Origin of the sequence: Paenibacillus solanacearum (assembly GCF_910593845.1) — a bacterium.
GTDB classification, from domain to species: Bacteria; Bacillota; Bacilli; order Paenibacillales; family NBRC-103111; genus Paenibacillus_G; species Paenibacillus_G solanacearum.
In genome coordinates this window covers 1-25,184 of record NZ_CAJVAS010000062.1, presented here as the reverse complement: position 1 = coordinate 25,184, position 25,184 = coordinate 1, and the positions used below count along the sequence as shown (strand labels likewise).

Annotated in this window: 26 protein-coding genes, 1 pseudogene and 1 riboswitch; of the genes and pseudogenes, 12 read left to right on the top strand and 15 right to left on the bottom strand. The window is 57.9% G+C overall.

Features of this window, described 5'->3' with window-relative positions; genetic code table 11:
- Positions 1 to 124: 124 nt before the first annotated feature.
- Positions 125 to 1,219 (bottom strand): 3-phosphoserine/phosphohydroxythreonine transaminase, encoded by a 1,095-nt coding sequence (gene serC / locus KXG62_RS31765; protein ID WP_218096028.1) that lies wholly within the window; start codon positions 1,217 to 1,219, stop codon positions 125 to 127.
- Between the two features lie 308 nt (positions 1,220 to 1,527).
- Between serC and KXG62_RS31760 the strand changes: the two genes are divergently transcribed.
- Genes KXG62_RS31760 through KXG62_RS31750 form a run of 3 tightly spaced genes read left to right on the top strand, consistent with a single transcriptional unit; the run spans position 1,528 to position 2,917 of the window.
- Positions 1,528 to 2,358, top strand: a complete 831-nt coding sequence (locus tag KXG62_RS31760; protein WP_218096027.1) for an EcsC family protein — start codon at positions 1,528 to 1,530, stop codon at positions 2,356 to 2,358.
- Positions 2,345 to 2,527 carry a cupin domain-containing protein gene (locus KXG62_RS31755; protein ID WP_246627738.1) on the top strand — a complete coding sequence of 61 codons (183 nt, stop codon included), beginning with the start codon at positions 2,345 to 2,347 and terminating at the stop codon, positions 2,525 to 2,527. Before KXG62_RS31760 ends, KXG62_RS31755 begins: the two co-directional genes overlap by 14 nt.
- 33 nt (positions 2,528 to 2,560) lie before the next feature.
- Entirely contained in the window at positions 2,561 to 2,917 is a 357-nt protein-coding gene (locus KXG62_RS31750; RefSeq protein ID WP_218096026.1) for an aminoacyl-tRNA hydrolase, read from the top strand.
- A 227-nt stretch (positions 2,918 to 3,144) separates the two neighbouring features.
- Here the strand turns inward: KXG62_RS31750 and KXG62_RS31745 are convergent, their stop codons facing one another.
- From KXG62_RS31745 to KXG62_RS31735, 3 genes are all read right to left on the bottom strand, one after another.
- Entirely contained in the window at positions 3,145 to 4,791 is a 1,647-nt protein-coding gene (locus KXG62_RS31745) for a b(o/a)3-type cytochrome-c oxidase subunit 1 (RefSeq protein ID WP_218096030.1), read from the bottom strand.
- A 76-nt stretch (positions 4,792 to 4,867) separates the two neighbouring features.
- On the bottom strand, positions 4,868 to 5,338 hold the full coding sequence (locus KXG62_RS31740; RefSeq protein ID WP_218096025.1) for a cytochrome c oxidase subunit II: 471 nt from the start codon (positions 5,336 to 5,338) through the stop codon (positions 4,868 to 4,870).
- 39 nt (positions 5,339 to 5,377) lie between these two features.
- Entirely contained in the window at positions 5,378 to 5,551 is a 174-nt protein-coding gene (locus KXG62_RS31735) for a cytochrome c oxidase subunit 2A (RefSeq protein WP_218096024.1), read from the bottom strand.
- 166 nt (positions 5,552 to 5,717) lie between these two features.
- Here KXG62_RS31735 and KXG62_RS31730 point away from each other — a divergent pair, with 166 nt between their 5' ends.
- Entirely contained in the window at positions 5,718 to 5,927 is a 210-nt protein-coding gene (locus tag KXG62_RS31730) for a hypothetical protein (protein ID WP_218096023.1), read from the top strand.
- Positions 5,928 to 6,788: 861 nt separating this feature from the next.
- Positions 6,789 to 7,457, top strand: a complete 669-nt coding sequence (locus KXG62_RS31725) for a DUF559 domain-containing protein (protein ID WP_218096022.1) — start codon at positions 6,789 to 6,791, stop codon at positions 7,455 to 7,457.
- Between the two features lie 311 nt (positions 7,458 to 7,768).
- Here the strand turns inward: KXG62_RS31725 and KXG62_RS31720 are convergent.
- A pseudogene (locus KXG62_RS31720) lies at positions 7,769 to 8,116 on the bottom strand (sodium:solute symporter family transporter); the annotation flags it as partial.
- Positions 8,117 to 8,437: 321 nt separating this feature from the next.
- On the opposite strand from KXG62_RS31720, the gene KXG62_RS31715 reads away from it, so the two are divergent.
- Positions 8,438 to 8,701: a hypothetical protein gene (locus KXG62_RS31715; RefSeq protein ID WP_218096020.1), complete on the top strand. Its 264-nt coding sequence runs from the start codon at positions 8,438 to 8,440 to the stop codon at positions 8,699 to 8,701.
- A gap of 236 nt (positions 8,702 to 8,937) precedes the next feature.
- Here KXG62_RS31715 and KXG62_RS31710 read toward each other — a convergent pair whose 3' ends face one another.
- From KXG62_RS31710 to KXG62_RS31690, 5 genes are all read right to left on the bottom strand, one after another.
- Positions 8,938 to 10,122, bottom strand: coding sequence for an aminoglycoside phosphotransferase family protein (locus KXG62_RS31710; RefSeq protein ID WP_218096019.1), 1,185 nt, complete (start codon positions 10,120 to 10,122; stop codon positions 8,938 to 8,940).
- A gap of 410 nt (positions 10,123 to 10,532) precedes the next feature.
- A complete protein-coding gene (tenA, locus tag KXG62_RS31705; protein ID WP_218096018.1) occupies positions 10,533 to 11,195 on the bottom strand; it encodes a thiaminase II in 663 nt (220 codons plus the stop codon).
- 23 nt (positions 11,196 to 11,218) lie between these two features.
- Complete coding sequence (locus KXG62_RS31700; RefSeq protein ID WP_218096017.1) at positions 11,219 to 12,025, bottom strand: energy-coupling factor transporter transmembrane component T family protein; 807 nt, start codon at positions 12,023 to 12,025, stop codon at positions 11,219 to 11,221.
- A 6-nt stretch (positions 12,026 to 12,031) separates the two neighbouring features.
- A complete protein-coding gene (locus KXG62_RS31695) occupies positions 12,032 to 13,591 on the bottom strand; it encodes an ABC transporter ATP-binding protein (protein WP_218096016.1) in 1,560 nt (519 codons plus the stop codon).
- Positions 13,591 to 14,181 (bottom strand): ECF transporter S component, encoded by a 591-nt coding sequence (locus KXG62_RS31690; protein WP_218096015.1) that lies wholly within the window; start codon positions 14,179 to 14,181, stop codon positions 13,591 to 13,593. Before KXG62_RS31690 ends, KXG62_RS31695 begins: the two co-directional genes overlap by 1 nt.
- Before the next feature lie 293 nt (positions 14,182 to 14,474).
- Positions 14,475 to 14,579: riboswitch (TPP riboswitch) on the bottom strand.
- Between the two features lie 199 nt (positions 14,580 to 14,778).
- Between KXG62_RS31690 and KXG62_RS31685 the strand changes: the two genes are divergently transcribed.
- The 3 genes from KXG62_RS31685 (at position 14,779) to KXG62_RS31675 (ending at position 17,386) form a co-directional block, all read left to right on the top strand.
- Positions 14,779 to 15,039, top strand: coding sequence for a hypothetical protein (locus KXG62_RS31685; protein ID WP_246627737.1), 261 nt, complete (start codon positions 14,779 to 14,781; stop codon positions 15,037 to 15,039).
- A 251-nt stretch (positions 15,040 to 15,290) separates the two neighbouring features.
- Positions 15,291 to 16,082: an archaetidylserine decarboxylase gene (asd, locus tag KXG62_RS31680; RefSeq protein ID WP_218096014.1), complete on the top strand. Its 792-nt coding sequence runs from the start codon at positions 15,291 to 15,293 to the stop codon at positions 16,080 to 16,082.
- A 38-nt stretch (positions 16,083 to 16,120) separates the two neighbouring features.
- Complete coding sequence (locus tag KXG62_RS31675; RefSeq protein WP_218096013.1) at positions 16,121 to 17,386, top strand: MFS transporter; 1,266 nt, start codon at positions 16,121 to 16,123, stop codon at positions 17,384 to 17,386.
- Positions 17,387 to 17,678: 292 nt separating this feature from the next.
- Here the strand turns inward: KXG62_RS31675 and pdxR are convergent, their stop codons facing one another.
- Positions 17,679 to 19,157: a MocR-like pyridoxine biosynthesis transcription factor PdxR gene (gene pdxR / locus KXG62_RS31670; protein ID WP_218096012.1), complete on the bottom strand. Its 1,479-nt coding sequence runs from the start codon at positions 19,155 to 19,157 to the stop codon at positions 17,679 to 17,681.
- Positions 19,158 to 19,330: 173 nt separating this feature from the next.
- Here pdxR and KXG62_RS31665 point away from each other — a divergent pair, with 173 nt between their 5' ends.
- Both KXG62_RS31665 and KXG62_RS31660 read left to right on the top strand, forming a co-directional pair.
- A complete protein-coding gene (locus KXG62_RS31665) occupies positions 19,331 to 19,864 on the top strand; it encodes a GNAT family N-acetyltransferase (RefSeq protein WP_218096011.1) in 534 nt (177 codons plus the stop codon).
- Positions 19,806 to 20,429, top strand: a complete 624-nt coding sequence (locus tag KXG62_RS31660; RefSeq protein WP_218096010.1) for a pyridoxamine 5'-phosphate oxidase family protein — start codon at positions 19,806 to 19,808, stop codon at positions 20,427 to 20,429. Before KXG62_RS31665 ends, KXG62_RS31660 begins: the two co-directional genes overlap by 59 nt.
- Here the strand turns inward: KXG62_RS31660 and KXG62_RS31655 are convergent.
- Both KXG62_RS31655 and KXG62_RS31650 read right to left on the bottom strand, forming a co-directional pair.
- The gene (locus KXG62_RS31655; protein WP_218096009.1) at positions 20,426 to 21,412 is read right to left on the bottom strand and encodes a helix-turn-helix transcriptional regulator; all 987 of its coding nucleotides are present in this window, start codon (positions 21,410 to 21,412) and stop codon (positions 20,426 to 20,428) included. The genes KXG62_RS31660 and KXG62_RS31655 overlap by 4 nt on opposite strands.
- A gap of 78 nt (positions 21,413 to 21,490) precedes the next feature.
- On the bottom strand, positions 21,491 to 21,634 hold the full coding sequence (locus KXG62_RS31650; protein ID WP_218096008.1) for a hypothetical protein: 144 nt from the start codon (positions 21,632 to 21,634) through the stop codon (positions 21,491 to 21,493).
- A gap of 108 nt (positions 21,635 to 21,742) precedes the next feature.
- Here KXG62_RS31650 and glsA point away from each other — a divergent pair, with 108 nt between their 5' ends.
- A complete protein-coding gene (glsA, locus tag KXG62_RS31645) occupies positions 21,743 to 22,693 on the top strand; it encodes a glutaminase A (protein ID WP_218096007.1) in 951 nt (316 codons plus the stop codon).
- A 12-nt stretch (positions 22,694 to 22,705) separates the two neighbouring features.
- Here glsA and KXG62_RS31640 read toward each other — a convergent pair whose 3' ends face one another.
- Together KXG62_RS31640 and KXG62_RS31635 are read right to left on the bottom strand one after the other, a co-directional pair.
- Positions 22,706 to 24,343 (bottom strand): hypothetical protein, encoded by a 1,638-nt coding sequence (locus tag KXG62_RS31640; protein ID WP_218096006.1) that lies wholly within the window; start codon positions 24,341 to 24,343, stop codon positions 22,706 to 22,708.
- Positions 24,336 to 24,905, bottom strand: coding sequence for a sigma-70 family RNA polymerase sigma factor (locus tag KXG62_RS31635; protein ID WP_218096005.1), 570 nt, complete (start codon positions 24,903 to 24,905; stop codon positions 24,336 to 24,338). Before KXG62_RS31635 ends, KXG62_RS31640 begins: the two co-directional genes overlap by 8 nt.
- Between the last annotated feature and the right edge of the window lie 279 nt (positions 24,906 to 25,184).

Here is a 25,184-nt window from a genome sequence, read left to right as displayed (position 1 = left end):
TCGCACTTTCACTTTACCAAACGAAGCGGTGTTTTTCTATTTTTCAAGTCAACTACCTAATTGCTTGGAAAACCTCTCTGTACAAGGATTCATGCCGATTTTGGCTCTGCGAAAGTTGAGTTAGTTAGCCGTATCTTTTTTGAAAATCCGTCATAAAATCGGCCAGCGCGCGGCACGAATCCTCCGTCACGGCATTGTACGCCGAAGCCCGCAAACCGCCGACGCTCCGGTGTCCCGCCAGACCGTCAAACCCATGGTGCTCCGATTCCTCAATGAACCGCCGCGTAAGCTCCTCGCTCGTCAGGCGCCACGTCATATTCATGATCGAGCGGTCCTCCTTCTCAATGATGCCTTGGTAGAAGCCGCCGCTCGCATCGATCGCTTCGTAAATCCGCTGCGCTTTGCGCACGTTGCGCCGTTCCATCGCCGCTACGCCGCCTTGGTGCTGCACCCATTTCAATACGAGATGGACCATATAGACGGAATGAACCGGCGGCGTGTTGTACAGCGACCCGCTCTCGGCGAACGTCGCGTACCGGAATATGGCCGGTATTCTCCCGGACGCCTGATCGAGCAAATCTTCGCGAAGGATGACGGCCGTAACCCCGGCGGGTCCGAGGTTTTTTTGCGCGCCTGCGTAAATGAGCCCGAACCGGGTCAGATCGATCTCGCGGCCGAGCAGATCGCTCGTCATGTCGCCGATCAGCGGCACCTCGCCCCCCAGCTCGGGAAATGAGCGGAACTGGGACCCTTCGATCGTATTGTTCGTCGTTATATGCACGTATGCCGCATTCTCCGGTATCCGAAGCCCTTCCGTTTGCGGAAGCGCGCGCCAGCCTTGTGCCTTCGTGCTCGACGCAACGACGGCGTCGCCGACCGTCAATGCTTCCTGATACGCCTTTTCCGCAAAGCTGCCCGAGAGCAAATAGACGCCGCTCCGCCCCTCCGCCAGCAAATTCATCGGCACGAGCGCAAACTGAGCACTGGCCCCTCCTCCCATGAACAGCACCCGGTAGCTGCGCGGCAGACCGAGCAGCTCCAGCAAGAGCGTCTGCGTCTGTTCATGCACCTGTTCGTACACCTTGCTGCGGTGGGATACTTCCATCATCGACATGCCGAGCCCGCCGTATTCGACGAACGCCTCCTGCGCCTCTTCCAGCACTTCCAGCGGCAGCGCCGCCGGACCGGGATTGAAGTTGTGTTTTCTTTGCCCGTTCATGCACCTCATCCTTTCCTTTGTTTACGAATAAAATGCAAAAAGCGCCCTCATCCGATTGGGACGAGGAGCGCTTGCTCGCGGTGCCACCCAACTTGACTCGAACGCTTGCGCATTCGGGTCCGCTTGGTTCCGCGGTAACGGGCGGGGCCGGTTGACTTAGGACGCATTACATCGGCGCCTGCCGGGCCGGAATGCTCTTGACGAGAACGCCTCGAGGTTGGAAGCCCGTCATCGGCATAGTCACGGTCTGAAATTATGGTATGATTATATACTAAGAACAGGAGCTGTACAAGAGGGGGATCGACCGTATGAACGACCGTTTTACCGTTTACGAGCGGCAGGTCGCCAAAGAGCTGCTGCGCTGGGAGAAGGAGCTGCGCAAGCCCCCCGGCGTCATCGAGAAAACGTCGCGGGCGGTACAATCGAAAATCAACCAGGTCATTCCGGAGAAAGTGCATGCGACGATTACCGCAACGGTGAAAGGCATCGTGCAGACCGCCCTGTTCGGAATGGACTATGTTCCGAAGAGCGAGCCGCTCACCTCCATGTCGCTCGCACTGCGCGATCACCGCGCCGAAGAGCTGATCTCGTTCTATAAAAAGCTGGCTGCTGCGGAAGGTGCAGGCACCGGCGCAGGCGGCATCCTGCTCGGGATGGCCGACTTCCCGATCCTGATCGGCATCAAGATGAAGTTTTTGTTCGAGCTGGCCCATGTTTACGGTCATTCCACGCTGGATTACAGAGAACGGCTGTTTATCCTGTACGTCTTCCAGCTCGCTTTTTCCGGACAAAACAAGAAGCCCTCACTGCTGCGCACGATCGGCGAATGGGAGGAAACGGTCAAATCGCTTCCGCCGGGCGATACGTATGCGCAGCATATCAATTGGCGCCAACTGCAGCAGGAATACCGCGATACGATCGATTTCCGCAAAATGCTCCAGCTGCTGCCGGGCATCGGCGCCGTCGTCGGGGCATGGGCAAACTATGGCTTGCTGGAGGAGCTGGGGCGTACGGGAATGAACTGCTTCCGGCTGCGCTGGATGGACGAGGCCATACGGCGGGAACAAAGCCCCCGCGAACCCGGCTGGGGCAAACCCGGGCCAACCGATAACGAAGGAGAGCTTCATGAAAATCAGTAAAACGACCGCCGAGCTGGAAGTCGAAGGCACGAAGCACAGGCTCGAGCCGTCGGAAGGCTGCGAGGTGCCGCCCGGCATCCCGCATCAAATCATGAACCGATCGGAAGCCGACGTGGAATTTCTCGTCATTTCCCACCCGCAAACCCGCGGCGACCGTTATGAAGCGTAATGCCCAATAAAATAACCAAAGGATGGGATACCTATGAGTTCAGCCGATATCGATTTGGTGCAATATTTTATCGTCAATGACGAGCTGCGCATGTCGCCGGGCAAAATCGCCGCGCAGGTTGCCCACGCGGCCACGACGATGACGCTGCATATTTTGCTGAACAGCAAGCAGGAGCATGCCTTGTTCCAGGACTGGCTTCAATCCGGGCAAAAAAAGATCGTGCTGAAAGGCTCGGAGCAGCAGCTGCATCAACTGACCGAGAACGGCTTCTTGTCCATTCGCGACGCCGGGCATACAGAGGTTCCCTCCGGCTCGCTCACCGTCGTCGTCCTGCCGCCGATGGCCAAAAACGACGCCCGCAAGTTCACTTCCGAGCTTCAGCTGCTCTAGCCAAATAGGAGCGCTTCCTCGCCGCGGCCGGCTTGAAGCGCTCCTATTTGACGTTTCGGTAGAAACTTGCGGTCGTTCGAACCTCCGGCCTTGTCCGGTCAGGTCAAGCGGAGAGGCGCCCTCCTTCAAGCACGCTATGCCTAGCTCGCGCCGCGGCGTCCGCCATGACCGCATATCTCCTCTTATGTTTCGCCGGTCTCTGTGTACAGCTCACGATCCGACCGCAATTACCAGGTTACGAAGCCTTTGGAGCCGACGCCCCCACTTGTGATCATATCCATGACCGGCATCGCATATGCCACCAAAATCAGGATGACGACGACACTGACCCATACGCCCCACCGTTCGAAGATCGCCGGCGTCTGCTCCGCTTTTTCGCTTACTTCCGCAAGCGGAAATTCCGTGAAGCCTTTAGGCGCATTCAAAAGCATCACAATATTAACAATCATGAGGATCACACCGATGAACAAAATCATACCGCCGATCGCCATCGCTACATGATACGGCATCCAAAGCACGGCGTCAGGATGGTCCTGATACGTTGTGAAAGCGGTGCGCCGCGGCGAGCCGAGCAGCCCGACCGTGTGCATCGAACCGGACATGAAGAACATGCCGACAACCCAGATCAGCGTCTGAAGGATGCCCAAGCGGTGCATTTTCGGCGTCAGCACTCTGCCGGTCACGGCCGGAATGAGCCAGTACGTCACACCGAAGAATGTCAAGGCTACACTCGTCGCAACGGTCAGATGAAAATGTCCCGTTACCCACAGCGTATTATGCACAACGGCATTCAGCTCATGGCTCGCATTGATGATGCCGCCCGCTCCCGCCGGGATGAAGATGAGCATGCCCATAAACGGAGCGAAGAAGCGAACGTCGCGCCACGGCAGCTTTTTCAGCCAGCCGAACAAGCCTTTGGCGCCAACCGAGCGGCCATGCTGCTCGAAGGTCGCGAACAGCGAGAACGCCGTCATCAGCGACGGGATGATGACCATGAAGGTAAGCACGACTTGCACGTATTTCCATACGTTCGGAATACCAGGCTCCATCAACTGATGGTGAAAGCCGACGGGAATCGAGAACAGCAGGAACATAATGAAGGACAGACGGGCGAGCGCGTCGCTGAACATTTTGCCCCCGATTACCTTCGGAATGACGACATACCAGCACATGTACGCAGGCAGCAGCCAGAAATAGACGAGCGGATGGCCAAAATACCAGAACAGCGTGCGGCTCAGTACAACATTGATCGTTTCAACCCAGCCGAACGACCACGGAATCAGCTGGAACAATACTTCGATCGCCACACCCAGCGTCGCAATAATCCACATCATCATCGTGGCGACGGCCATGAACGTGAAGATCGGCGTCGTTTGGCCTTGATGTACTTTCTTCCAGTAACGGTAATTGATAAATATGCCGATGCCGCTCATCCAGCTGCCGACGACGACGAGCACGAGCGAGACATAAAACCACGGCGATGCCTTAAGCGGAGCATAGAACGTATACAGCACCGTCGCCTTGTTGAGCAATATTAGAATTGTGGCGACGACCGTCCCCGTTGACATGAGCCCGAAGCCGAGCCAGCCCAGCTTGCGCGAAATCGGAAGCAAGTAGCCGCCCAGCGACTTCGCCACGCCCGAATACATAAAACCGATAATAAAATAAGTCGTAAAAATCAAAGCCATCAGCACGCCATGCGCTGTGAGCAGCTGGTAATAGCCGATCTCGTACGGCAGCTTCACCATACCACCGCGGACAAGCCCTTGCAGCAAGCCTGCGATGCCGCCGATCAGCAGCGCGCCGAAGGCAAACAAGATATGGGCCAGCACCAGCGCCGAATCGCGGCGGTCAAACCCTTTGGATGTATCCATTCCCATAAGTAGCACTCCTTTGTTAACAACATTGCTTCTTGTGTTACGATTCACGTTCGCGGATAGCAATTCGCCGTTACTTCACGATCAGCGTCGTCATCATCATTTCGTGGGCAACGCCGCAGTACTCGTTGCACAAAACAAGAAAGTTTCCGGCTTTATCGAATTTGTACGTCAAATGGTTCACTTCTCCGGGAACGACCATCATGTTGATATTGGTGCCGGGAATTTGGAAGCCGTGGACGACATCTTTACTCGTAATTTGAAAATGAACCGTTGCGCCGAGCGGTATTTCCATCTTTTCCGGTGCATAGCCGAAGGCAAAAGCAAGCATGGTCGCCTCGTATTCATTCTCGCCGATTTTGCGCAGGCCCGGCTGATTGAACGGCGCTACTTGATCCACCGTCTCCGGGTCTACCGAGTGCCGGTGATCGCCCGGCGGCTGCATTCCCATGGCGAAAGCGCCGACGCCGACCACAGCCAAAAAGGCGATCAGCATTGCAATACCGAACATTAACCAGATTTTTTCCAACCGATGAATATGCATTTGCGTTCATCCCCTCGAATCGTTCTCTCTTTTGTGTGCTCAGCTTCTGGACAGGAACAGTAAAAACACGCCGACCCATGTCAATAATAAAAACCCGCCCAAGATCATGACAGATACGAACGTTCCGCTAAGATTTTGCTCATGTTGTTGTCCTTGTTCCGGCCGAGACGCCCTGTTATCGGGCACTGCATTGTTGCGTTGCGGTTTTGCCATTTTCGTTGCCTCCCTCTGCACCGCAGGGTGTTTATTCTTATGTGCTCATTGTAGAGAAGTGCGGCTCCTGCCACTATGATCAAAATCACACGAAATAAAGCGGAATCGTGAACGATTTATGTACGGTGGAGGCGGGCGGGAAGGTACGGGCAGCGGGAGGCACGCTGTGCGCGGGGGCGGCAGCGCAGAGACGCGGGGAGCAGGTGCGGGGCGCGGGCGGACGGGAGCACGGGGGCGAACGATGGCGGTGCGAGGGACGCGGGAGCACGGGGGCGGGCGCCTGCAACGCGGGTACACTGGCGCAGACGCGGGCTGTGCAGGGACGATGGCGGTGCAGGGGCCTCAGGGAACGTGGGTGCCGACGATGGCGGCGTGAAGGACGCGGGAGCTCAGGTGCGGACGCGAGCGGAGACACGGGTGCGCGGCACAGGCGGTGCGAAGTCCTTCAAACCATTTAGCGGATTAAAAGCAACTATTTATTGCCCTAGCCGCACTAAATTTTCCATATTCCACTCATTTCTCCCGAATAGTTGGAAAAGACAATTACTCAGAGCCTTATCCCTCTTAATAATTCGATTTCCCTACTATTTTGGCTTTTCACCCATTCGCAAGCGAAAAGAGTCCTTTTATGGCTATTGTTTGTTCGGTTTCCCCAATAAACGTTATGAAGCGGACCCTCATGCGTCACACTAATATCTCCCCTTATACCATGTCCTCGCTTCCCATCCGATTTTGCGAAGCACGATACCCTTTCCGAGTCGTTCTTTCCGCATAGTAGGACACATTCAACTATTCATTGCCCTAGCCGCACTAAATTCTCCATATTCCGCTCATTTCTCCCGAATAGTTGGGAAAGGCAACTACTCAGCGCCTTGCCCCTCTGAATAATTCGATTTCCCTACTATTTTTGAATTTCCCCCACTTGCAAGCGGATAGAGTTCATTCATAGCTATTATTTGTTCGGTTTCCCCTATTCTGATCTACCATGCCCCTTTCCGACTCATACTCTATCGAGTCGCAACCCCTTCGAGAAAATATAACTAAAAACCATACGAAAAAGCTTGAAAATCCGCATAAACTGCCGTACAATCATAGCCACAGCCATGTACGATTCATCGCGATCCAATTAAAACCAATAACCAAAATACAACTACCGGAGTGAAGCACACCCCGTATGCAGCGTTTGTTCTGCGTTCGGGGTGTTTTTGCGTTTACAAGGGAACCAAGGGAGGGCGCTATGCATACGAATCTGAAACAGTTTATTGACCAGTTTGAGCGTGAAGCTCAGCAGAACGGCTCTTATCGCAGCCAACTGGGAAGAGCCGAGCTTACATTTTTGAAGGAGGTATGGGGCCCCGCCTTTCAGCACAACTACGACGGATTGAAAGCGGAGTATCCGTTCAAAGATTTTAAGGGCGGCATGCGTTTTGCGGATTTCGTGTTCGTGAAAAACGGCATGCGGCTCATCATCGAAATCGACGGCTTCACCACTCATGCCCGGGACATTTCTTCCGGCGAATTCGACGATCATCTAATGCGGCAAAACGACCTGATCTTGTCCGGCTGGCTGGTGCTGCGGTTCTCGGCGCGTCAAGTCGAGAAGCGGCCCCAGCAATGCCAGAGGCAAGTGATGCAGGCGATCGGACACGTATGGTCGATTGACTATGGAACGCTGTCGGCCGCTGCGGCGAATGTATGGCTGCACAGAAAAAAGCTTATCATTCAGATGGCCAACCGCCGCAACGGCAAAATCAAGCCGGGAGAAGTCGCCGCGGAATTCGGCGTCTGCAGCAGCACGGCAGCCGAATGGATGAAACGATTTACGAAGGAAGGCTCGTTTACCATCCCGCCTTACCGCCAACGGGCAACGATCTATCACCTTCGCGAAACCGAACCATCTACCTAGCCCCAATCTGGGAGAAACTGTCCCTGCTCTACCGCATGTTAGAACGGTATCCCTTACGCTTTAAGGTTCTGTAAGACCTTAAACATTGTTATGTATCCAAAAAAGGAGCCCGTTCTCAATGAACGAGACTCCCTCCCGGATGAAACGAATGGCTGCCCTGCGTAACCACAGCCGTTCGGCGCTGACATGGGGTTCGATCGACCGCCGCGCAGCGCATTAACGCGCCTATAATTCGCACGTGTTGAATTGTCCCCGATCCGTGCGCACTACTGCCGCGCTAGTTCGCCTGCTATTTCCCTGCTGCTCCCGTGCTACTGCCCTGCCGGCTTGATGCCGGTATTGGCACGAACGAGAATCTCGTCGAACTTCTCGGACACCGCCGCACGCACCTTTTGGCGGGAAGTGAGCAGCGTGCCGATCACCGCCCCGATAAAGCCGAGCGGAATTGAGACGATACCCGGATTGGCAAGCGGGAACAGCGGCTGGCCGACGAGAATCGCTTTGCCCGCCTCCGGGCTCCAGACGCTCGGGCTGAGCGCGACAAGAACAATGGCGGAGATCAGACCCGTCAGCATCCCGACAATCGCCCCTGTCGTATTGAAGCGGCGCCAGAAGAACGTGAACAAAATGACCGGCACCGCCGCGCAGCACCGCAACGCGCACGGGATTTGCATGCGTTGGAAAATTTTTATTGCTCCTGCTTCATCGTGCTTGCTTCACAGTGCGTACTTCATAGCGCATCCACAAACCTGTTCCCAGCCGGTATGAATCCTGAAGCGCGCGTCCCAGCGTCGCCTCGCACTGTTCGAGCCCCTTCACGTTTCCTGACTGCCCTCTCCCTTTTCATTCATGGCGACAATCGGTGCGTACGAGTAAAAAAAGCTTAACCAGCGCGCTCCCGCTCCGCTGACGTCCGGCGCAACGGCCGCCTTCGGAGCATTGGATATAAGGTATCTTATAGTGGAAGCGAGGTGAACAGAATGGCTCGCACCCGTGCGGTTCGCCAGCCTGATCTGATCCTGATCAGCTGGTCAAGAAATCCGCTGATGCCCGGCTCTCCCCGCCGAATTACCGCGTCTCGCGTCATTGGCAGCGCACAGCCCTGCAGGTTTGCGATACAGCCTAACGGACTCGTTAAAAACGCGTTAGCCTGCTTATTGGACCACGACATCGGCTTCAAAGTGGTATTTCAGCGAAGAACGTCCACGATCAGCGGATATATGCTGCTGCAGCGCATTCGTTAACTCGCCGAACGGAGCAGGGAAACCTCTGCTCCGTTTTTTATCACAAGAGGCTCCTACCGAGCATCTGATTCCACAGCGGCTTACTGAATATATGGGGCACTCGCACAGCTCGGGCATTCCAGAGAAGAGCAAAATGCGCACTGTGCCCCCAAACGTCGACCCGTATCAAGCAACCGACTCCCCTTCCAACGCTCTGCCCAAGCGAGCGACTACATACGCGCCGTCCCGCCTTGATCTTATGATCTGCGATCAGGCGCCAGCTCGCTCTGCACTGCAGCCGCCTGACCGGCGACAAAGCTTAGCGCCGCCGCCTCTCTGTGCCTCGCTTCGCGGCTCTCCTGTTTCCGAAGGCGAATTGCGATCCGAAAGCACCAATGCAGCGTCAAGCTGATCTTGTACCCCAGCCGGATCAGCTGTTCGTCACCGTTCCAGCCTGCTTCCCGCAGCCCTTTGACGTAGCTCGACAAGACGGTTTCCTGCAGCTGAGCCGCTTGGGCCGGCTCGAATTCGTAAAATACGAGCGCTTCGCCGACCAAATCGGCAATATCTTCCCCCGCAATGCCGATGCCTGCACAATCCCAGTCAATGACGACCGTTTGCCCTAAGCGCTGCACCTCCTTCGCATCGCGCACATGTTGTGCCATCACAAAGACGTTGCCTGCGCTAAAATCGCGGTGACACAGCGTGCGGGGGAGTGTGTAATAGGCGTCGAGCAGCCTGTCCCTTGCCGCCCACAACCGCCGCATCTCGCGAACGGTTTCGTCGGAGAGCTGGGAATCCTCTTGCCGCCACTCGCCGGAGTCGAGCCAAGCAATCGCGCGTGTCCCCCAATCCGCCGAAATATGGGCGAGCCAGTATTGCGTGCTAAGCCACGGCTGTGAGGGAAGCGGTTTGCCCGTGAGAAAAGCTCCCTGCAAGTGGGCCAGATGCCGTGCCGCCTGCGAATATTCGTCCAACGACAGCTGCGTGCCGTTTCGGCCGCTCACTTGTTCCAGCCACATCCAGATGGCGCCGCGCTTTACGGTTACGCGATAGCAGCGGGGGACCTTCACGGTAGGCGGCAAAGCGACGTACACGTCCGAACGATACAGCCGCATTTCGCGCTGCCAACTTTCCGGATCGCCGAAACGGGCAAACGGCTTCTGGATCTTAAGTACAACCGACCAGCGAAGTTCGGCTTGCTCATCGGACACCGTCACCGGTGAGGGACGGCCCGATTCATCCGCGCCGTCCGTAAGTGCAGCTTTGCACATCCGGCGGCAGGTTCCGCTTATTTCGTACACGAGCCCGACCGTTCCGCCGTGCAGCGGTTTCGCCTGCCATACTTCCACTTGAACCGGTACATCACCAAACATCGTTTGCACAACCGCTGTAAGTTCCGTTATTTCCAATGCGACGAGCTCATCCTGATTCAAATTCATTCATCAGCCTCCCAGGTAGGGTCTGCGGGTCATGCCGCATCCTGACTTAACATTATTCACCTTCCCCTTCTCCATCAACATAATGAATCGATATAACCAATGTTTACCGAACCGTCGCAAGCTCACCTTCCCAATGCAAGGAACGAAGCGCGTGCAAAATCAAAAGAACGGCGCCCCGGATCGAAACCGCCCGTCAATGAACCGGATTCGTGCTGCTGACGAAGCAATTAAAGCTCTCAGCCCCCATCTTCACCCGCCGATGCTGCAAAAAAAGACCGCAGCATCCACCTACGGATCTGCGGTCCAATCGTTATATTGTAAGTCTACGCATCGATGAGAGCGTCGCCAGGCAGCGTTCCGCCGCCCGCGTACAGCCCCGCAACGCGCGCTTGGGATTCGTGCTCACGCTCCTAGCACGGCCATGCTTCCTTGCGGTACGCCATGTCCCAGAACATATACTCGTACCGGCTGCTGATGACAAAGTGGCGCATCATCCGCTCCCGGTCTTTCTCCGACGCCTGCTCCGCCAGCTCGTCGACCCGTGCGATCTGCTCCTCTACCAGTTCCCGGAACCATTCGCCCCCGTAGGCGGCGATCCATTCGCGGTAAATCGGCTCTTCCGGCGTGCAGTGCTTGAGCCGTTCCCCGATTTCGTAGTACAGCCAGTAGCACGGCAAAATCGCTGCGACAATATCGCCGAGATGACCCGAGTAGGCCGCCCGGAGCATATGCGACGTATAAGCGTAAGAAGTCGGCGCAGGCTCGAAGGCGGCCCGCTCCTCGTCAGTTATGCCGAGCAATCCTGCGAATTTTTCATGCAGCGACAACTCGGCGCCATATGTACCTTGCGCATGCACAGCCATCCGGTTCACCGTATACAAGTCATCGGCTTTGGCCGCGCCAAGTGCTTGGACACGGGCGAATTGCGACAAGTAATACGCGTCGTTCAGCACATAATGGCGGAAACAATCGAGCGGCAGCGTGCCGTCGCCGATGCCTTGCACGAACGGGTGCTCAAAGCTAGCATTCCAACTGGCGTCTGCCGCCTGACGTAATTGCTCGGAAAATTTCATCGATAAAGCCTCCCCATCGATCGTTATGAAATGGTATAACGGACATCGCCGATATGGAAAAACGGATACTGCCAGCTGGCCCAAACGGCCGCAGCCCAAAGGCAGACGACGGCGGCGGCCAGCAGCGCATCGCTTGCCGACCATCCCACTACGTAGTAGTACGTACGCCCGGATGTCGCGGAGAACCGCTTCGCTTCCATCGCCACCGCAATGCGCTGGGCACGGCGAATGCTCTGCGCCAGCAGCGGGATCGAGAACCGCTTCAGCGTCGCGAACCCTCCCTTGACGCCTCTCGGTGTCCGCACCCCGCGTACCTTGAGCGCCATCTGCAGCGTGCGGTATTCGGCGGCGACCATCGGCATCAGGCGCAGCGCCGCCATGAAGCTGTAAGCATATTTGGGCGGCAGCCGCAGCTGCTGCATCAGCGAGTAGAACATCGCCACCGGGCTCGTCGTAAAGCCGAACAGCATGCCGATCAGCGCCATATCGACGGTTTTCAGCCCGATGTGAACTCCCCGGTAAAAGCTTTCTTCCGTTATATGCACAATGCCATACCGGAACCAGGTCGTATCGCCTTTACCGAAAAAGATCATCGACGTCGCCGACGAGACGAACATCAGCGCAAACGGCGCCGATAATAGCAGCAGCCGGCGCATCGGCTGACCGGATGCGGCCGCCACCAGCACGACGTACATCCACGTGGCGTGGGCTAGAACGTTAATATTGTCCGTCAACAATACAAGCACAAACATGACAACGCAAAGCGCTAGCTTGAAGCTCGGGTTTGCGCGATGCAGCCACGTTTCGCGGACGGAGCCTGCGATCGGCATCCGGCCTCACCTCCCTGTCTCCTGCAGCGCGCGGGGATGCCCGAACCGTTCCCCGTACTGCTGCGGCGTCATCACGCGGCTTAACTTGCCGCTGTGCACTTCCCACACCCGCGTCGCAAACCGCTGCACGATCTCGGGATCATGCGTCACCATCACGATCGCCGTCCCCTGCCGCCTCCACGCTTCGAGCTTTTCCAGCAGCGCGAACGTGTTGGCTGCGTCCTGCCCGAACGTCGGCTCGTCGAGGAGCACAAGCCGCTGCGCTTTCACAGTCGCCGCGGCAACGCTGAGCCGCCGCTTTTGCCCGAGCGAGAGCTGGTACGGGTGCAGCCCGCGGTGCTCCGCAAGCCCGAACCAGGCGAGCAGCTCCTCCGTCTTGGCGCGCACCTCCGCCTCCGGCTCCCCATCGCGGCGAAAATTAAAGGCAAGCTCGTCTTGCACCGACGCGGCGACAAACTGCATTTCCGGATTTTGAAACACATAAGCGGCATAATCCGCCACGTCGTCGAATCCGCGAACCGGTCGTCCGGCGAGCCTATATTCGCCGGAGGTCCGCAGCAACTGCATCATCGACTGGAGCAGCGTGCTCTTGCCCGCGCCGTTGTCGCCGACCACCGCGATCCAATCGCCGGCATACAGCTCGGCAGTCGCCTCGATCTTCGGCGTCTTGCCGTGAAACCCCGTCAGCTCGCGCATAAGCAGCAGCGGCTCGGCACCGTCTCCGGCAGTTGACGCGGCGTCCGCCGCAGCCGCTTTCCGCTCGGCGTCCGCCGCAGCCCCTTTCCGCTCGGCGAGCACCGCCGAGCGTGCGGCATAATCGTCCCATACGCCGGGATACCAGATCCCGTACTCCTGAAGCTCCCGTTGATGCTGCGCAAAAATATGCTCCGGCGCCCCGTCCGCCACAATCCGGGCATCGGGGCCGAACATCACGACACGGTCGACGTAATGGACGATCTCGTCGATCTTATGCTCGACAATGAGCACCGTGTGCTCGCGGGTGACCCGCTTCACCGTATCCCATACATCCGACGTCCCTTCCGGATCGAGCAAAGACGTCGGCTCATCCAGAAACCACACCTCCGGCTGCAGCGCGAGCAGCGTGGCGATCCCAAGCCGCTGCTTCATCCCTTGCGAGAGCGAGCCGATCGGCACATGCGCCTCCGGAAGGCGCAGCCCCACCTGCTCCAGCAGCTGCGTGATACGGCCCGGCATGTGCTCCCGGGGAACCCGCATGTTTTCAAGCACGAACGCGATCTCCTCGTCGACGTAAGGCATGCAAAACTGCGCGTCCGGGTCCTGGAACAAGTACCCCCACGAATCGGGGATGCGAATGCCGTCATGCCGCAGCGGCACTTCGATCGAATGCGGGATCAACCCGCTGAGCACCTGCAGCAGCGTCGACTTGCCGCACCCGCTCGGACCGAGCAGCAGCACCTTTTGCCCCCGCGGCACCTCCAGCGACAAATCTTCAAACAGCAGCTTCGGGCTGCCGGGGAACTTCATGCGAAGCCCCTCGACCGATACGGCTGGTCCCGAGCTCGAATAGTCGATTGATTCCTTCATTATATGTTTTTCTTGTCCAGCGCACGGAAGTCGTCGGCGCTCGCCGGGCGCACGAGCTGCGTCACTCCCGTTTTCTCAAGCGCCTTCACCAGCACGTAAGCCGCCGGGCCGGTAATGATGAAGGTACCGACGAGGCGGAATACAATGGCAAGGGTCAAGTTCCACGATTGCAAATCGGCAAGATAGCCTTTGGAAAAGTCAAAGATAAATGCGCCTACGGCCGAGGCAATCCCCGCAAGCCCCGCCACCGCGGCGCCAAACCGCTTGTAACCATACATTGCGAACACCAGCTCGGCGAACAGCCCTTGCAGAACGCCGTACGTAAGCGCCTCGATGCCGAATTGCGAAGCGATCAGCATCTCGGTTAGCGCAGCTGCAATTTCGGCGAGCAGCGCTACGCCCGGCTTGCGAATGATCAGGAAAGCGACGGTCGCGGCCATGAACCACATGCCGTACACCAGCTGCTCCAGCTGAATGCCGGGAATTTTGGCGATATTGTACAAGTCTCCCCACACCCGGTAAATGACACCGAATACAACCGAAATAACAATCGTGACAAGCACATCGGTCAGCTTCAACCCTTTGAACATGGACAACTCACTCCTTCATTAAAATGTTTGTACCAGGCACCTCTATCGCGGATACGCCAGAAAAACTTCAACCAGCCTGAATCTCGCAGAGCGTTGAGCTCGCTTGGCAAGGCCAGCGGGAAGTTTTCCTTGCAGCGAGCTGCCGGCCTCCCCCGGAATCATGAATCCGAAGCCGGATCGACAATTCCGAATTTCCAATTCCGGCAAGAAGCCGCACTGCTCGCAGCGCACAAAAAAAGCCGTTCCCGAACAATTCGGAAGCGGCTCTCAGTAAGCACATATCATACTATGCGTGCTAACGCTCTCCACTTCCCTACGCTGGCATCATCCAGATCAGGTTCAGAGGGTCTAGGATCTATCGATCCAATCTCAGCCTCGCGGCTCCCCTAGTGACATAACTCATCTTAACATGAAACATTAAATTGTCAATGGGTCGTGACCGAACGGGAGCGGGATAACTTTTTATGGAAAAAATTCACTGTTCATGCTAAAATATGACTGCCAGCACGTCCGGAACGGCATGACGAATAATTCAACATGAATGACCCCAGTAATGCAAGCGCTATCTTTTTAGAGATGAGACAAAGGGGCGATTGGATGAATGAAGCGATGAGCGGCGAACTTCAGCCGGCGGAAGCAGCACCTGCGGTTGCATCCGATGTAGCGGCAGCCGAGGCGATCGCCGTCACGACGGAAAAGATATCCCACTGTTCTTATTGTACGATGATTTCGCCCGACCCGCAGTACAATACGCCCATCCACTGCACCAAGTTTTCCGGATCGAGCAGGCCGGTGCTGGTCAATCTGGCCACCTGCTTATCCTGCGGCGAATACCGGCAAGCCCGGTGCAAGTTGTAAAGCGCGAAAGCTCCTTCGGGAGCTTTTTTTCATGAAGTTCCCCTTCTGCCCGTCATGGTCGGCGAACTGCCGCGTCGGCGGCGCGGCAGACCGCAAGCATTCCGCATAGCAGCAGTATACAGACGCCCCCGCAGCTTGCTTCTTCCGCGTTCAACGCCTGCGTTTTTCTGTTGCTTTGTCCTTCGTTCTGTGTCAAGATAGTCGGTAGGTTCGCATACTTACAACAAAGGAAACAGGTGAAGGTTAATTTTATGAAAATATCGCTGTTCCGGCTGCTGACCGAGCTCTCCTCCCGCAAAACAGTGTCCAGATTGACGGGAGCGTTCGCCAAATCCAAAACAAGCCGCCTGCTGATTCCGCGGTTTGCCAAAGCCTATGGCATTCGCGTGGAGGATGCCGAAAAGGCTATTCACGAATATGCGTCGCTCAACGATTTCTTTACGCGCCGGTTGAAGGAAGGCTTGCGTCCGATCGACCCGACGCCCGACACGCTCATTTCGCCGGTAGACGCGCTGATTACCGGGATGGGACCGATCAAGGATGGCTTGATCGTCAACGTCAAGGGCCAGGATTATACGATCGAGGAGCTGCTCAATCACAGCCCGCGAATGATTAATTATAAGAGCGGCTTTTATTATGTGCTGTACTTAAGTCCGACGGATTACCATCGGATTCATTCCCCTGTCACGGGCGTCATCGTGGAAAAAGAACACGTGGCCGGGAAAGTGTACCCCGTCAACGATTTTGGCCTGCGCCATATGCGCCGCGTGCTGAGCCGCAACGAACGGCTTATTACGTATGTGCAGCATGAACGCGGCGAAGTCGCCGTCGTGAAGGTCGGCGCGCTCAACGTCAGCAGCATTCAATATGTGTCTCCGCTGCCGGATGCGCTCGTACGGGGCGGCGATCTTGCCTACTTCGAATTCGGCTCTACGGTCGTCCTGCTGACCGAAACCGGCACGTTCGCCGGCAGAACGGACTTGTCCGTCGGAAGCAAGGTTCGCATGGGCGAAACACTCGGAACGTTCAAGCCTAAAGCATAAGCCGCAGCACCGCATCTTAGAGAGGAGCGTTACCGAACATGCAAGCCCCAACCGATTCGGCCCGGAGCGGCCCGCTGTACAAGCCTGCTCCCCGAACGGACGTCAAGCCGACTGTGTTTCGCATACTACTCGCAATCAGCATCGTCCATTTGTTTAACGACACGATTCAGTCCGTTATTCCGGCCATTTTGCCGATTTTGAAAAATTCAATGAGCCTGAATTATACGCAGTCCGGCATTATCGTCTTTGCATTGAATATGACCGCTTCCGTCATGCAGCCCGTCGTCGGCATGTACTCGGATCGCAAGCCGTCCCCTTACATGCTGCCGCTCGGCATGGTCTCCACATGCCTCGGCGTTCTGGGACTGGCCTTTGCACCGAATTACTGGTTCGTGCTGCTGTCCGTACTGCTCGTCGGCATCGGCTCCGCCGTATTTCACCCGGAAGCGTCTCGCGTCGCCTTCATGGCCGGCGGAGCCCGGCGCGGCTTGGCGCAATCGATCTTCCAGGTCGGGGGCAATACCGGCCAATCGCTGGCATCCGTCATGACGGCGCTCGTGTTTGCGCCGCTCGGACAGCTCGGCGCCATCTGGTTTACGCTCGTCGCCGGGGTCGCCATCATCGTACAGCTGTATATCGCCAAGTGGTACGGCGGCTACATGGCGGCGAACCCGCCCGTCAAGAAGAGAAATGGCGTACGCGTCATGAGCCCGGCGCGTAAAAAGCAGATCGCGTTCGCCGTCGTCACCTTGATCTTTCTCGTATTTGCCCGCTCCTGGTACTCCGCGGGGATTACGATTTATTATCCGTTCTATATCATGGACCAATTCGGCATCCGGCTGGAGCAGGCGCAGTTGTACATTTTCCTGTTCGCCGCTTCCGGAGCGGCCGGCACCTTTTTTGGCGGTCCGCTGTCGGACAAGTTCGGACGCCGCAATCTGATCTTGTTCTCGATGCTCGGAACGGCGCCGCTCGCGCTGCTGCTGCCATACGTAGGCAGCGCCGGCGCTTACGCCATTTTGCTGATCAACGGCTTTATCCTGATGTCCAGCTTCTCGGTAACGGTCGTTTACGCCCAAGAGCTCATCCCCGGCAAGATCGGAACGGTCTCCGGCCTCATTACCGGACTGGCCTTCGGCATGGGGGCGCTCGGCGCCGTTGCGCTTGGCGGACTGGCCGACTGGATTCACCTGCCGGTCGTCATGCAGCTCGTCAGCGTCCTGCCGCTGCTCGGCCTGCTGACCTTCCTGCTGCCGAGCGACCGGACGGTGAAAGCATGGTCGCAGGAAACGCAGCCCGAGTGACGCAGAACGGCATAGCGTCTTAGCGACAAATTCAAAGCTCCGTACTTCCCGTTTCCGGGGATCGGAGCTTTTTTCTATGTCGAGTCTGGAATTGCAGTTCTATCCCTCAACTGAACTGGAAAAAATAGGTACTTTCCCCTGCGATGCCGGAACACGTACCCGGCGCATTCGCAGGGTGCGTTCTGCCGAGGCAGCACCAGGGAATTCGACCGACCGCTGCGCATCGCCGCAACGTGCGCTTGGGATTCGCAGACGTTGGACAATGAACTTCAGCCGAACACATAGCTGCGCTCTAGCTCCCGTAACCGGCACCGGCCTGTTTCATGCGAAATACCCCTTCGCGAAGCGTTTCTTCCGGCAAATGCGGGAAATTCAAATATACTCCTTGCCTCCACGTCCCGTCGCTTGCGGTCGCTGGCACCTCCGCCCACTTGACGCCGGCCGCCAAACAGCGGCTTCGGTAGGCCGCATACGATGCTGCCGTGCCCCGCCACCAGCCGAACACATGAAGCCCCGCATCGCTTTCTACCCAATCGAACAGGCTGTCCAGCTCGGACCTGAGCAGCTGTGTCAAGCTGTGGAATTTGCGGCTGTAAATCCGCTTCATCCGCCGCAAATGCCGCTCGTACTCGCCGGAGGCCATGAACGCGGCCAGCGCCATCTGCTCAAGCAGATGGACCGGTTGCGGCTCGTAGTGCGCAAGCGCCCGCGCGAACGGCTCGGCCAGCGCCGGCGGCAGCACCGCGTAGCCGAGTCGCAGCCCGGGCAGCAGCGTCTTCGTGAAGCTGCCGACGTAGACGACCCGCTCCTCGCGGTCGAGCGCCTTGAGCGGCTCCAGGCTCTTGCCCCGGTGGCGGAACTCGCTGTCGTAATCGTCTTCGACGATGACGGCTTCGCGCTCGTACGCCCACCGCAGCAGCGTCTGCCGCCGCTCGAGGCTGAGCACCGCGCCGGTCGGGAACTGCCGCGTCGGCGTGACGAACGCCGCCCGCGCGTCCCAATTCGCGGGCACGATGCCCTGCGCATCGACGACCGCGTCGATGCAGCGCCCGCCCGCGGCGAAAATGGCGCGGCGGGTGCCCATGTACGCCGGCGTTTCGGCGACGGCGGCCTCCCCTTCGCCGAGGAGCAGCTGCGCAAGCAGCGCCAGCGCCTGCATCGAGCCGCCGGTGACGGCGATGTGCTCGGGCTGCGCTGCCATACCGCGGGCGCGCCGCAAGTAGCGGGCGATCGCCTCGCGCAGCGCCAGGCAGCCCTGCGCCGGATGCGCCGCCATAGACGCCGCGGGGCTACTCTGCTCGCGCACCTGCGCATGCAGGCAGCGATTCCACGCTTCCCGCGGAAAGACGCCCGCGTCCGGGGCGAAGCGGCTGAAGTCGATCACCGCCGGACCGTCCGGCTGCGCCGCCTCCTCTTCGCGGTGCGAAATGCGCTGTACTCGTTCTCCCCACGGCGACAGGCGGTACGCCGGTATCTGTACCGCCTCCGAGCCCGGAACGGCAACAGCCGCCCCCGGGCTTGACCGGTACGAGACGAACGTCCCCCGCCCCGTCTCGCTGCGCACATACCCTTCCGACGCCAGCATTTCGTATACCAGGTTGGCCGTGCCGCGCGATAGCCCATACAGCTGCGCGAGCTCCCGGGTCGAAGGAATGCGGGAGCCGTAACCGAGCACGCCGCCGGTGATCGTATCCTTCAGCGCATGATATAGCGCCAACAGCTTCGTATCGTACCGTCCCTGGTAGGAGTGGTACGGGATTTGAAAATGCATGGGCGTGCCTCCCTGCTTTGATGCTTCGTTTCCATTTCAATGGTCCAATAAAAACACTTTAAATTGGTTCTTTTTCATTGTCAATGAACCGTGTACACTTGCTTTTAATTCCACTGTCTCACAAGCTTCTCCTATTACACGAATCCAATCAACAAACCGAAGGAGGCACCCGAATGAATTCTCAACCAACCTTGCAGATCGAACGCGCGCTTCTGCAAGACGTTGCGCATCTCGCGCCGCTGTTTGACCGGTATCGCCAGTTTTACGGACAAACCTCCGACCTTGATGGCGCCGAAGCCTTTTTGCACGACAATGTGCAGTTGGACCGATCTGTCATTTATTTCGTTTACGCGAACGAGCGGAGCCGGCCGCACGGCTTTACGCAGCTGTACCCGACGCTCTCCTCCGTCTCCATGAGACGGCTGTGGGTATTGAACGACCTGTACGTCGAAGCCGGTCTTCGGAAGCAAGGCACGGGCCGGGCGCTGCTGGAGGCAGCCCGCAAGCATGCGGCGGGCACCGGAGCCAAAGGGCTCGAACTGGCTACGGCCGCGGACAATGTTACGGCACAGCGCTTGTACGAGGCCGCCGGATATCAAAAAGAAGTGGAATTTCTCCATTATTTTCTTTCATTGGAGGTATGGTCAGATGAGAAGAAGCGAATTCGAAGTGGTGGATCACGAAGAAATCAAGGCTTTGCTGGATGAAGCAAGCTACGGCGTGCTGGGCACGCAAGGAGAGGATGGGTGGCCGGAGCTGACGCCTCTGAACTTCGTCTATTGTGACGGGGCCGTTTATTTTCACGGCAGCAAAGTCGGGCAAAAAATGCGCAATTTGAAGGCGGAGCCAAAAGCAACGTTTTCTGTATCCAAGGAATACGCCATCATCCCGTCGCATTTTCTTGATCCGAAACTCGCGTGTCCCGCTACCGCTTATTTCAAATCGGTGCTGATCAAAGGCCATGCCGAAATCGTCACAGAACTGCAGCACAAGGCCGACGCGCTTGCCGCCTTCATGCGCAAGCTGCAGCCGGAAGGCGGTTACGCCCCGATCGTCCCGTCCGACGCGGACTACGAGCCGCAGCTGCGGGCGACCTCCGTCGTTCGCATCCGCATCGAGCAGATGACGGGCAAATTCAAGCTCGGACAAAACTTGAAAGAAGACACGTTCGCCAAAATAACGGAAGGGCTGGCCGGGCGCGGACGGGAGCTTGATGCGGAGACGATCGCGCTGATGAAAGCGTTCTGTCCGCACCACCGCGAGCAAGCCTAGTTGTGCGCTGCATCGCGGTTCATGGCACGGTAATATTCGCACAGGTCCGCAGCGAGTTCGGCGGTCTGCTCGATGAGCGAGGACGGCTCCAGCACCCGAAACGTTTTCCCGTAAGACAGAAGGAAGTACGGCACGTAGGCCAGCGTCGATTTCGCATCCAGACGAAGCTTCACCCGGCGCTCCGACCGCTCGATCACCGTATGTCCCAGCAGCCAGTGCCGGCATACGTCGCCGATCGCTCTGGGGCTCCCTTCCAGCTCTACGGCAACAAGATCCTCATTCACCGCCGGCTCGGGAATCAAATACTTCAGGAAGTAGTCGCTCGCGGAAAAAGACGGCGGCCGCTCGAACACCGCATCCGTGGTCGACAGCGCCTGAATGCGATCGGCGCGAAAGCTGCGGAGCTCCCGGCGCAAGTGGCAATAGGCGACGACATACCAGCTTCCTTTCCAATACACGATCCCGTACGGGTCGATGCTCCGGTTCTCGGTCGCCTCTCCGGATCGCTTGACGTAGTCCATGCCGAGCGTCCGCCCTTCGGCGACGGACTGCTCGAGCTGCTGCAGCACAGCTTCCAGCGCTGCGTCCGCAGGCGGGCGGATGACCTCGAATCCGGCTGTATGACGTTCAAGCGTCCGGTGCTGCTCCGCGTTCGTGTACCTTTTCAGCTTGGAGACGGCGCGGTTCATCGCATCGCCATGCGGAAAGCCGGACTCCTGTGCGAAGATTGCCGCTTGCACGAGCGCCTTCTGCTCCTCCAAATCGAAAAATAACGGGGCGTCGGTAAAATGGTCCAGCAAGCTGTAGCCTCCGTTATGTCCGGAATCCGCCACGATCGGGACGCCGCTCGCGCATAAAGCATCAATATACCGGTACACGGTACGGATATGAATCTCCAGCTCGTCCGAAAGCTGCTGGGCGGTCACCCGCTTCCTCGTTTTGAGCAGCCATAAAATCGAGAGCATATTATCGGCTTTGGACATAGACACGTTCCTTTCCCCGCCGACAGCCGTCGTACGGAACACTCCATTGTTTTATTGTAGAAGGAACAAATCTCATATTCAACCGCCCGTCGCGCTGCCGTTGACGCCAGGGTGAAGCAGCATGACGGAACCTCTTGTTGCATACAGTCGTTCGTCCCGCTTGCCGCCTGGCCGCTTCTCCCGCTCGTTTCTGTTGTTTTCGTTGTTTTCGCCGTCCGTCATGCGACGTCTCACATAAGCAGGAAGGCGGCGAAGCGATGTCGAATAGAAATGACATGATCAAGACGAAAAATGACGAAATCAGCCTTGATGACGACAGGAGTGTATCCGATGACCGCCGCATCCGAATGGGAAATATTAACAGAACAGCTGCCTGCATGGCTTGAAGAAAGCCGCCTGCAATCGCACAAAGGCCATCCGGCCACCTACATCCCGGAGCTTGCCCATGCCCCAGCCGACGCGCTCGGCATTACGATCATGAGTACGGAAGGACAGTCGCTCACCCTCGGCGACTGCGGCTTGTCCTTTACGATGCAGAGCATATCCAAAGTATTCACGCTCATCCTCGCCTTGATGGATCATGGCGAAGAAGGCGTGTTCCGCAAAGTCGGGATGGAACCGACCGGCGACGACTTCAACTCCATGCTGAAGCTCGAGCTGGTGGAGCCGGGCATTCCGTTCAACCCGCTGATCAACGCCGGGGCGATCGCCATCAGCTCCTTGATTCGGGGAACCAGCCCCGCCGAGAAATCGGAACGCATTCTCGCGTTCTTCCGCGAGCTGGCGGACGCGCCGTCGCTCAGTTGGAATGAAGCCGTCTACCGTTCCGAATCCGCTACCGCCCACCGCAACCGGTCGCTCGCTTATTTTCTGAAAGACAATCGCGTGCTGGAGGAGCAGGATGACGTCGAAGAAGTACTGGACGTCTACTTCAAGCATTGCTCAATTGAAATCACCTGCCGCCAGCTCGCGCGGATGGCGCTCGTGCTGGCGCTGAACGGCAAAGATCCGCGGAGCGGCCGCGAGCTGATTCCCCGCCGCTACGTGCAGATCGCCAAGACGTTCATGGTATCCTGCGGCATGTATAACGCTTCCGGCGAATTCGCTATCCGAGCCGGGCTCCCGGCCAAGAGCGGCGTCGCCGGCGGCATTCTCGCCCTCGTGCCCGGTCGTTACGGCATCGGCGTCGTCGGACCGGCGCTCAACGACAAGGGCAACAGCGTCGCCGGCGTGCACCTGCTGGAGAAGCTGTCCGGCGAATTCGACTGGAGCCTGTTCTAAGCGGTCCGGTCGTTACCGATCGGCCGCGGGCATTTGGCCCAGCTCGATGTTCCACGGCCCCTTGAACAATATCCACGGCTCCCCGATCTTGAACGTGAGCTGTTTCATCTCGGGGAGTATTTCCAGCTGCATCCTATCCATCGCCCGGGTGTCATCCGTGACTTTCCAGCTGTAGCTTTGCCGGTGCGGATCGATCATATCGACGCGGAAGTCCTGCAGCGTCGCCGGCGCATCGGCATCAAAGTGAACATCCGCGAAAATACGAACGTTCTTCGCATCGGCTCGCTCGATCCGGTACAGCTGTACCGGGAAACCGGCGACCGTCACAGAGATGTTCAAGTCCTGCGATTCGCCCGCTGCCGGTACCGGCAGCGTCACGGTCTGAAACGGTGCTTCGGTATGGACGACACGAAGATAAGGAATCGACAGCGTATACCGGCTTTTTCCCCCGGAACCATCCTCGAAATCGAATTCCGCCTTTTTGACAAACCCGCTGTCTTCAGGTATCGTCACCGCTTCTCCCGTCTCATCCAACAGTACGGTGCGGATGGCGGAGTTGATCGGCTGAAGTCCGTACGATTCGAGCTTCATGCCTTGAGGCAGCTGCGACAGCAAATTCACCTTCATCTTGTCCCCCGTAAGCGGCGTGACGACGGCCGCCACCTTGATCCCGTTCGTCGTTGCGGCCATCCCTAAGTCCTGCAGCTCATCGCCCGTCTTCGGCTCGGTCAGACGCAGCGGACCGATATTCGTCCGCCCAAGCTTGAGTATGATGTCCGTCTCCGCCGTTACGGGGATCGTTCCTTCATAATAGTACATTCCCTGCCATTCCCCGCTCGTTGCGAGCATGGCCCGCTTGAACGGATAGGTTTTCCCGTCGGCGGTGACAAAGGCCAACTCGTTCGGCGCCTCCGCCCGTCCCTTACCGCTCACCTGCACAAGCGTCCGGCTTGCCTCCACAAGAATCGCATCGATTCGAAGCTCTCCGTCCTCCACTTGCTTGACCGCCGGCTTCGGCAGCACGAACATAGGCTGTGCACGGTCTTCTTCCTGCACATACCCGAACCCGGGAATGAACCGCAGCGCTTTCTTGATATCGGCGCGTACGTCCGCCGACGAACCGATGACCGCCGCGACGACGAGAATCAGGGCGGAGGCGGCGATCAACGCCTTCTTTCGCCAAGGCGGCAGCCGCTTGCGGGTCGGCTTCTGCTCCGCTTCCGGCGCATGCTCCTTCATCCCCGTCGGCTGTGCCTCAGTTGTCTTTGTCTCGCTTTCCGCGACCTCGGTCACCGCCAGCCCATGCTTCTCCACTGTAGGCAGCTTCCGGGACTCCGCCTGCTTCATTCCGGCTGTCTCCCAACCGCTTTCCTCTGTCTTCGGCTTCTCCAGTCTGTGCGTCTCCCCTGTCTGCGGCTTCTGACGCTCCGGCGGCCTCGCTTCGGTTGGCTCCACGCCGCCTTCCGCTACCGCTTGCGCCGGCAGCCCGAGCTTTTCCCATGTGCGCCGCTTCACCTGCTCCAGCCTCTCCGGAGCCAATGCTTCTTCCGGATGATCGTCAGCCGATACTTTGTCCGCCAGCGCAAGGCCTTCCTCCTGCTCCAGCCGGTCGATCAGACGATATAACTGCTTCTCTCCCGCATCACGCATGCCGATCCTCCTCCCATGGCCATTCCCGGAACTGGCGCCGGATCGCCTTTCTGGCGCGAAACAGCCGGTTCTCCACGGCCTTAACCGTTAATCCGTACATCGCTGCGATTTGCTCCGCCGTTTCATAATAAAAATATTTGCAGCAAAAGATGCTGCGATCCGGCTCGGGCAGCCCGTCGATGAGCTCCACCAGCCTTCGGGACGCTTCCTTCGTCAGCACTTCGTCCTCCACGCCCGCCCGATCCGGCAGCCGCTCGGACACCGGCTCGGTGCCCGGCCGATGCAGCAGCTTCCGCCGCAGCCCAAGCGCCTTGTATTTCGCTTGAATGAGTACGAACGTTTTCAACGTGCCGCGGCCGGGATCGAACGCGTCGCTCTTGTTCCACAGCGCGACAAAGGCGTCGCTGACGCACTCCTCGGCATCCTCGGCGCTCCCTACTCCTCCGAGCACCCGCCTCACGAGTCCATACACGCTATTGGCGTATTCATTCATCACATATTCCAGCGCCAGCGGGTTGCGCTTCGCCAGCTCCAAACCGGCATTCTCCTCATTAATCTCCATGACAACCCCCATCCTGCGGATGCCGCTTCAGTCCCTTTATTGTTTACTACGCCGCCGGATGGCGCAACCACTCACCGGTAGATGAAATTTTTTCCTAACAACATGTCCCGGCCGAGAAATGCTCCGACGGAGACCTCGTCGCTAATGCGATTCCGAGCTCTAGAGTAAAGGGCAGAGAAATCTGCCCCTCCTCATCAAACCGTACGTGAGGTTTTCCCTCATACGGCTTTCCGATGTTCGTCATTCATGTGCATGCGGATTACAAGAGCGTTTTAAGTC

What these genes read in the sequence shown, in the direction of transcription:
- KXG62_RS31760 (WP_218096027.1), top strand. Translation starts at nt 1,528, where the DNA reads ATGAACGACCGTTTTACCGTTTACGAGCGGCAGGTCGCCAAAGAGCTG.
- KXG62_RS31695 (WP_218096016.1), bottom strand. Translation starts at nt 13,591, where the DNA reads ATGAAGGAATCAATCGACTATTCGAGCTCGGGACCAGCCGTATCGGTC.
- tenA (WP_218096018.1), bottom strand. Translation starts at nt 11,195, where the DNA reads ATGAAATTTTCCGAGCAATTACGTCAGGCGGCAGACGCCAGTTGGAAT.
- KXG62_RS31690 (WP_218096015.1), bottom strand. Translation starts at nt 14,181, where the DNA reads ATGTTCAAAGGGTTGAAGCTGACCGATGTGCTTGTCACGATTGTTATT.
- pdxR (WP_218096012.1), bottom strand. Translation starts at nt 19,157, where the DNA reads ATGCATTTTCAAATCCCGTACCACTCCTACCAGGGACGGTACGATACG.
- KXG62_RS31750 (WP_218096026.1), top strand. Translation starts at nt 2,561, where the DNA reads ATGAGTTCAGCCGATATCGATTTGGTGCAATATTTTATCGTCAATGAC.
- serC (WP_218096028.1), bottom strand. Translation starts at nt 1,219, where the DNA reads ATGAACGGGCAAAGAAAACACAACTTCAATCCCGGTCCGGCGGCGCTG.
- KXG62_RS31745 (WP_218096030.1), bottom strand. Translation starts at nt 4,791, where the DNA reads ATGGATACATCCAAAGGGTTTGACCGCCGCGATTCGGCGCTGGTGCTG.
- KXG62_RS31725 (WP_218096022.1), top strand. Translation starts at nt 6,789, where the DNA reads ATGCATACGAATCTGAAACAGTTTATTGACCAGTTTGAGCGTGAAGCT.
- KXG62_RS31635 (WP_218096005.1), bottom strand. Translation starts at nt 24,905, where the DNA reads ATGGAGATTAATGAGGAGAATGCCGGTTTGGAGCTGGCGAAGCGCAAC.
- KXG62_RS31755 (WP_246627738.1), top strand. Translation starts at nt 2,345, where the DNA reads ATGAAAATCAGTAAAACGACCGCCGAGCTGGAAGTCGAAGGCACGAAG.
- asd (WP_218096014.1), top strand. Translation starts at nt 15,291, where the DNA reads ATGAAAATATCGCTGTTCCGGCTGCTGACCGAGCTCTCCTCCCGCAAA.
- KXG62_RS31685 (WP_246627737.1), top strand. Translation starts at nt 14,779, where the DNA reads ATGAATGAAGCGATGAGCGGCGAACTTCAGCCGGCGGAAGCAGCACCT.
- KXG62_RS31665 (WP_218096011.1), top strand. Translation starts at nt 19,331, where the DNA reads ATGAATTCTCAACCAACCTTGCAGATCGAACGCGCGCTTCTGCAAGAC.
- KXG62_RS31710 (WP_218096019.1), bottom strand. Translation starts at nt 10,122, where the DNA reads ATGAATTTGAATCAGGATGAGCTCGTCGCATTGGAAATAACGGAACTT.
- KXG62_RS31655 (WP_218096009.1), bottom strand. Translation starts at nt 21,412, where the DNA reads ATGTCCAAAGCCGATAATATGCTCTCGATTTTATGGCTGCTCAAAACG.
- glsA (WP_218096007.1), top strand. Translation starts at nt 21,743, where the DNA reads ATGACCGCCGCATCCGAATGGGAAATATTAACAGAACAGCTGCCTGCA.
- KXG62_RS31740 (WP_218096025.1), bottom strand. Translation starts at nt 5,338, where the DNA reads ATGCATATTCATCGGTTGGAAAAAATCTGGTTAATGTTCGGTATTGCA.
- KXG62_RS31735 (WP_218096024.1), bottom strand. Translation starts at nt 5,551, where the DNA reads ATGGCAAAACCGCAACGCAACAATGCAGTGCCCGATAACAGGGCGTCT.
- KXG62_RS31640 (WP_218096006.1), bottom strand. Translation starts at nt 24,343, where the DNA reads ATGCGTGATGCGGGAGAGAAGCAGTTATATCGTCTGATCGACCGGCTG.
- KXG62_RS31675 (WP_218096013.1), top strand. Translation starts at nt 16,121, where the DNA reads ATGCAAGCCCCAACCGATTCGGCCCGGAGCGGCCCGCTGTACAAGCCT.
- KXG62_RS31650 (WP_218096008.1), bottom strand. Translation starts at nt 21,634, where the DNA reads ATGACGGACGGCGAAAACAACGAAAACAACAGAAACGAGCGGGAGAAG.
- KXG62_RS31700 (WP_218096017.1), bottom strand. Translation starts at nt 12,025, where the DNA reads ATGCCGATCGCAGGCTCCGTCCGCGAAACGTGGCTGCATCGCGCAAAC.
- KXG62_RS31715 (WP_218096020.1), top strand. Translation starts at nt 8,438, where the DNA reads ATGGCTCGCACCCGTGCGGTTCGCCAGCCTGATCTGATCCTGATCAGC.
- KXG62_RS31660 (WP_218096010.1), top strand. Translation starts at nt 19,806, where the DNA reads ATGAGAAGAAGCGAATTCGAAGTGGTGGATCACGAAGAAATCAAGGCT.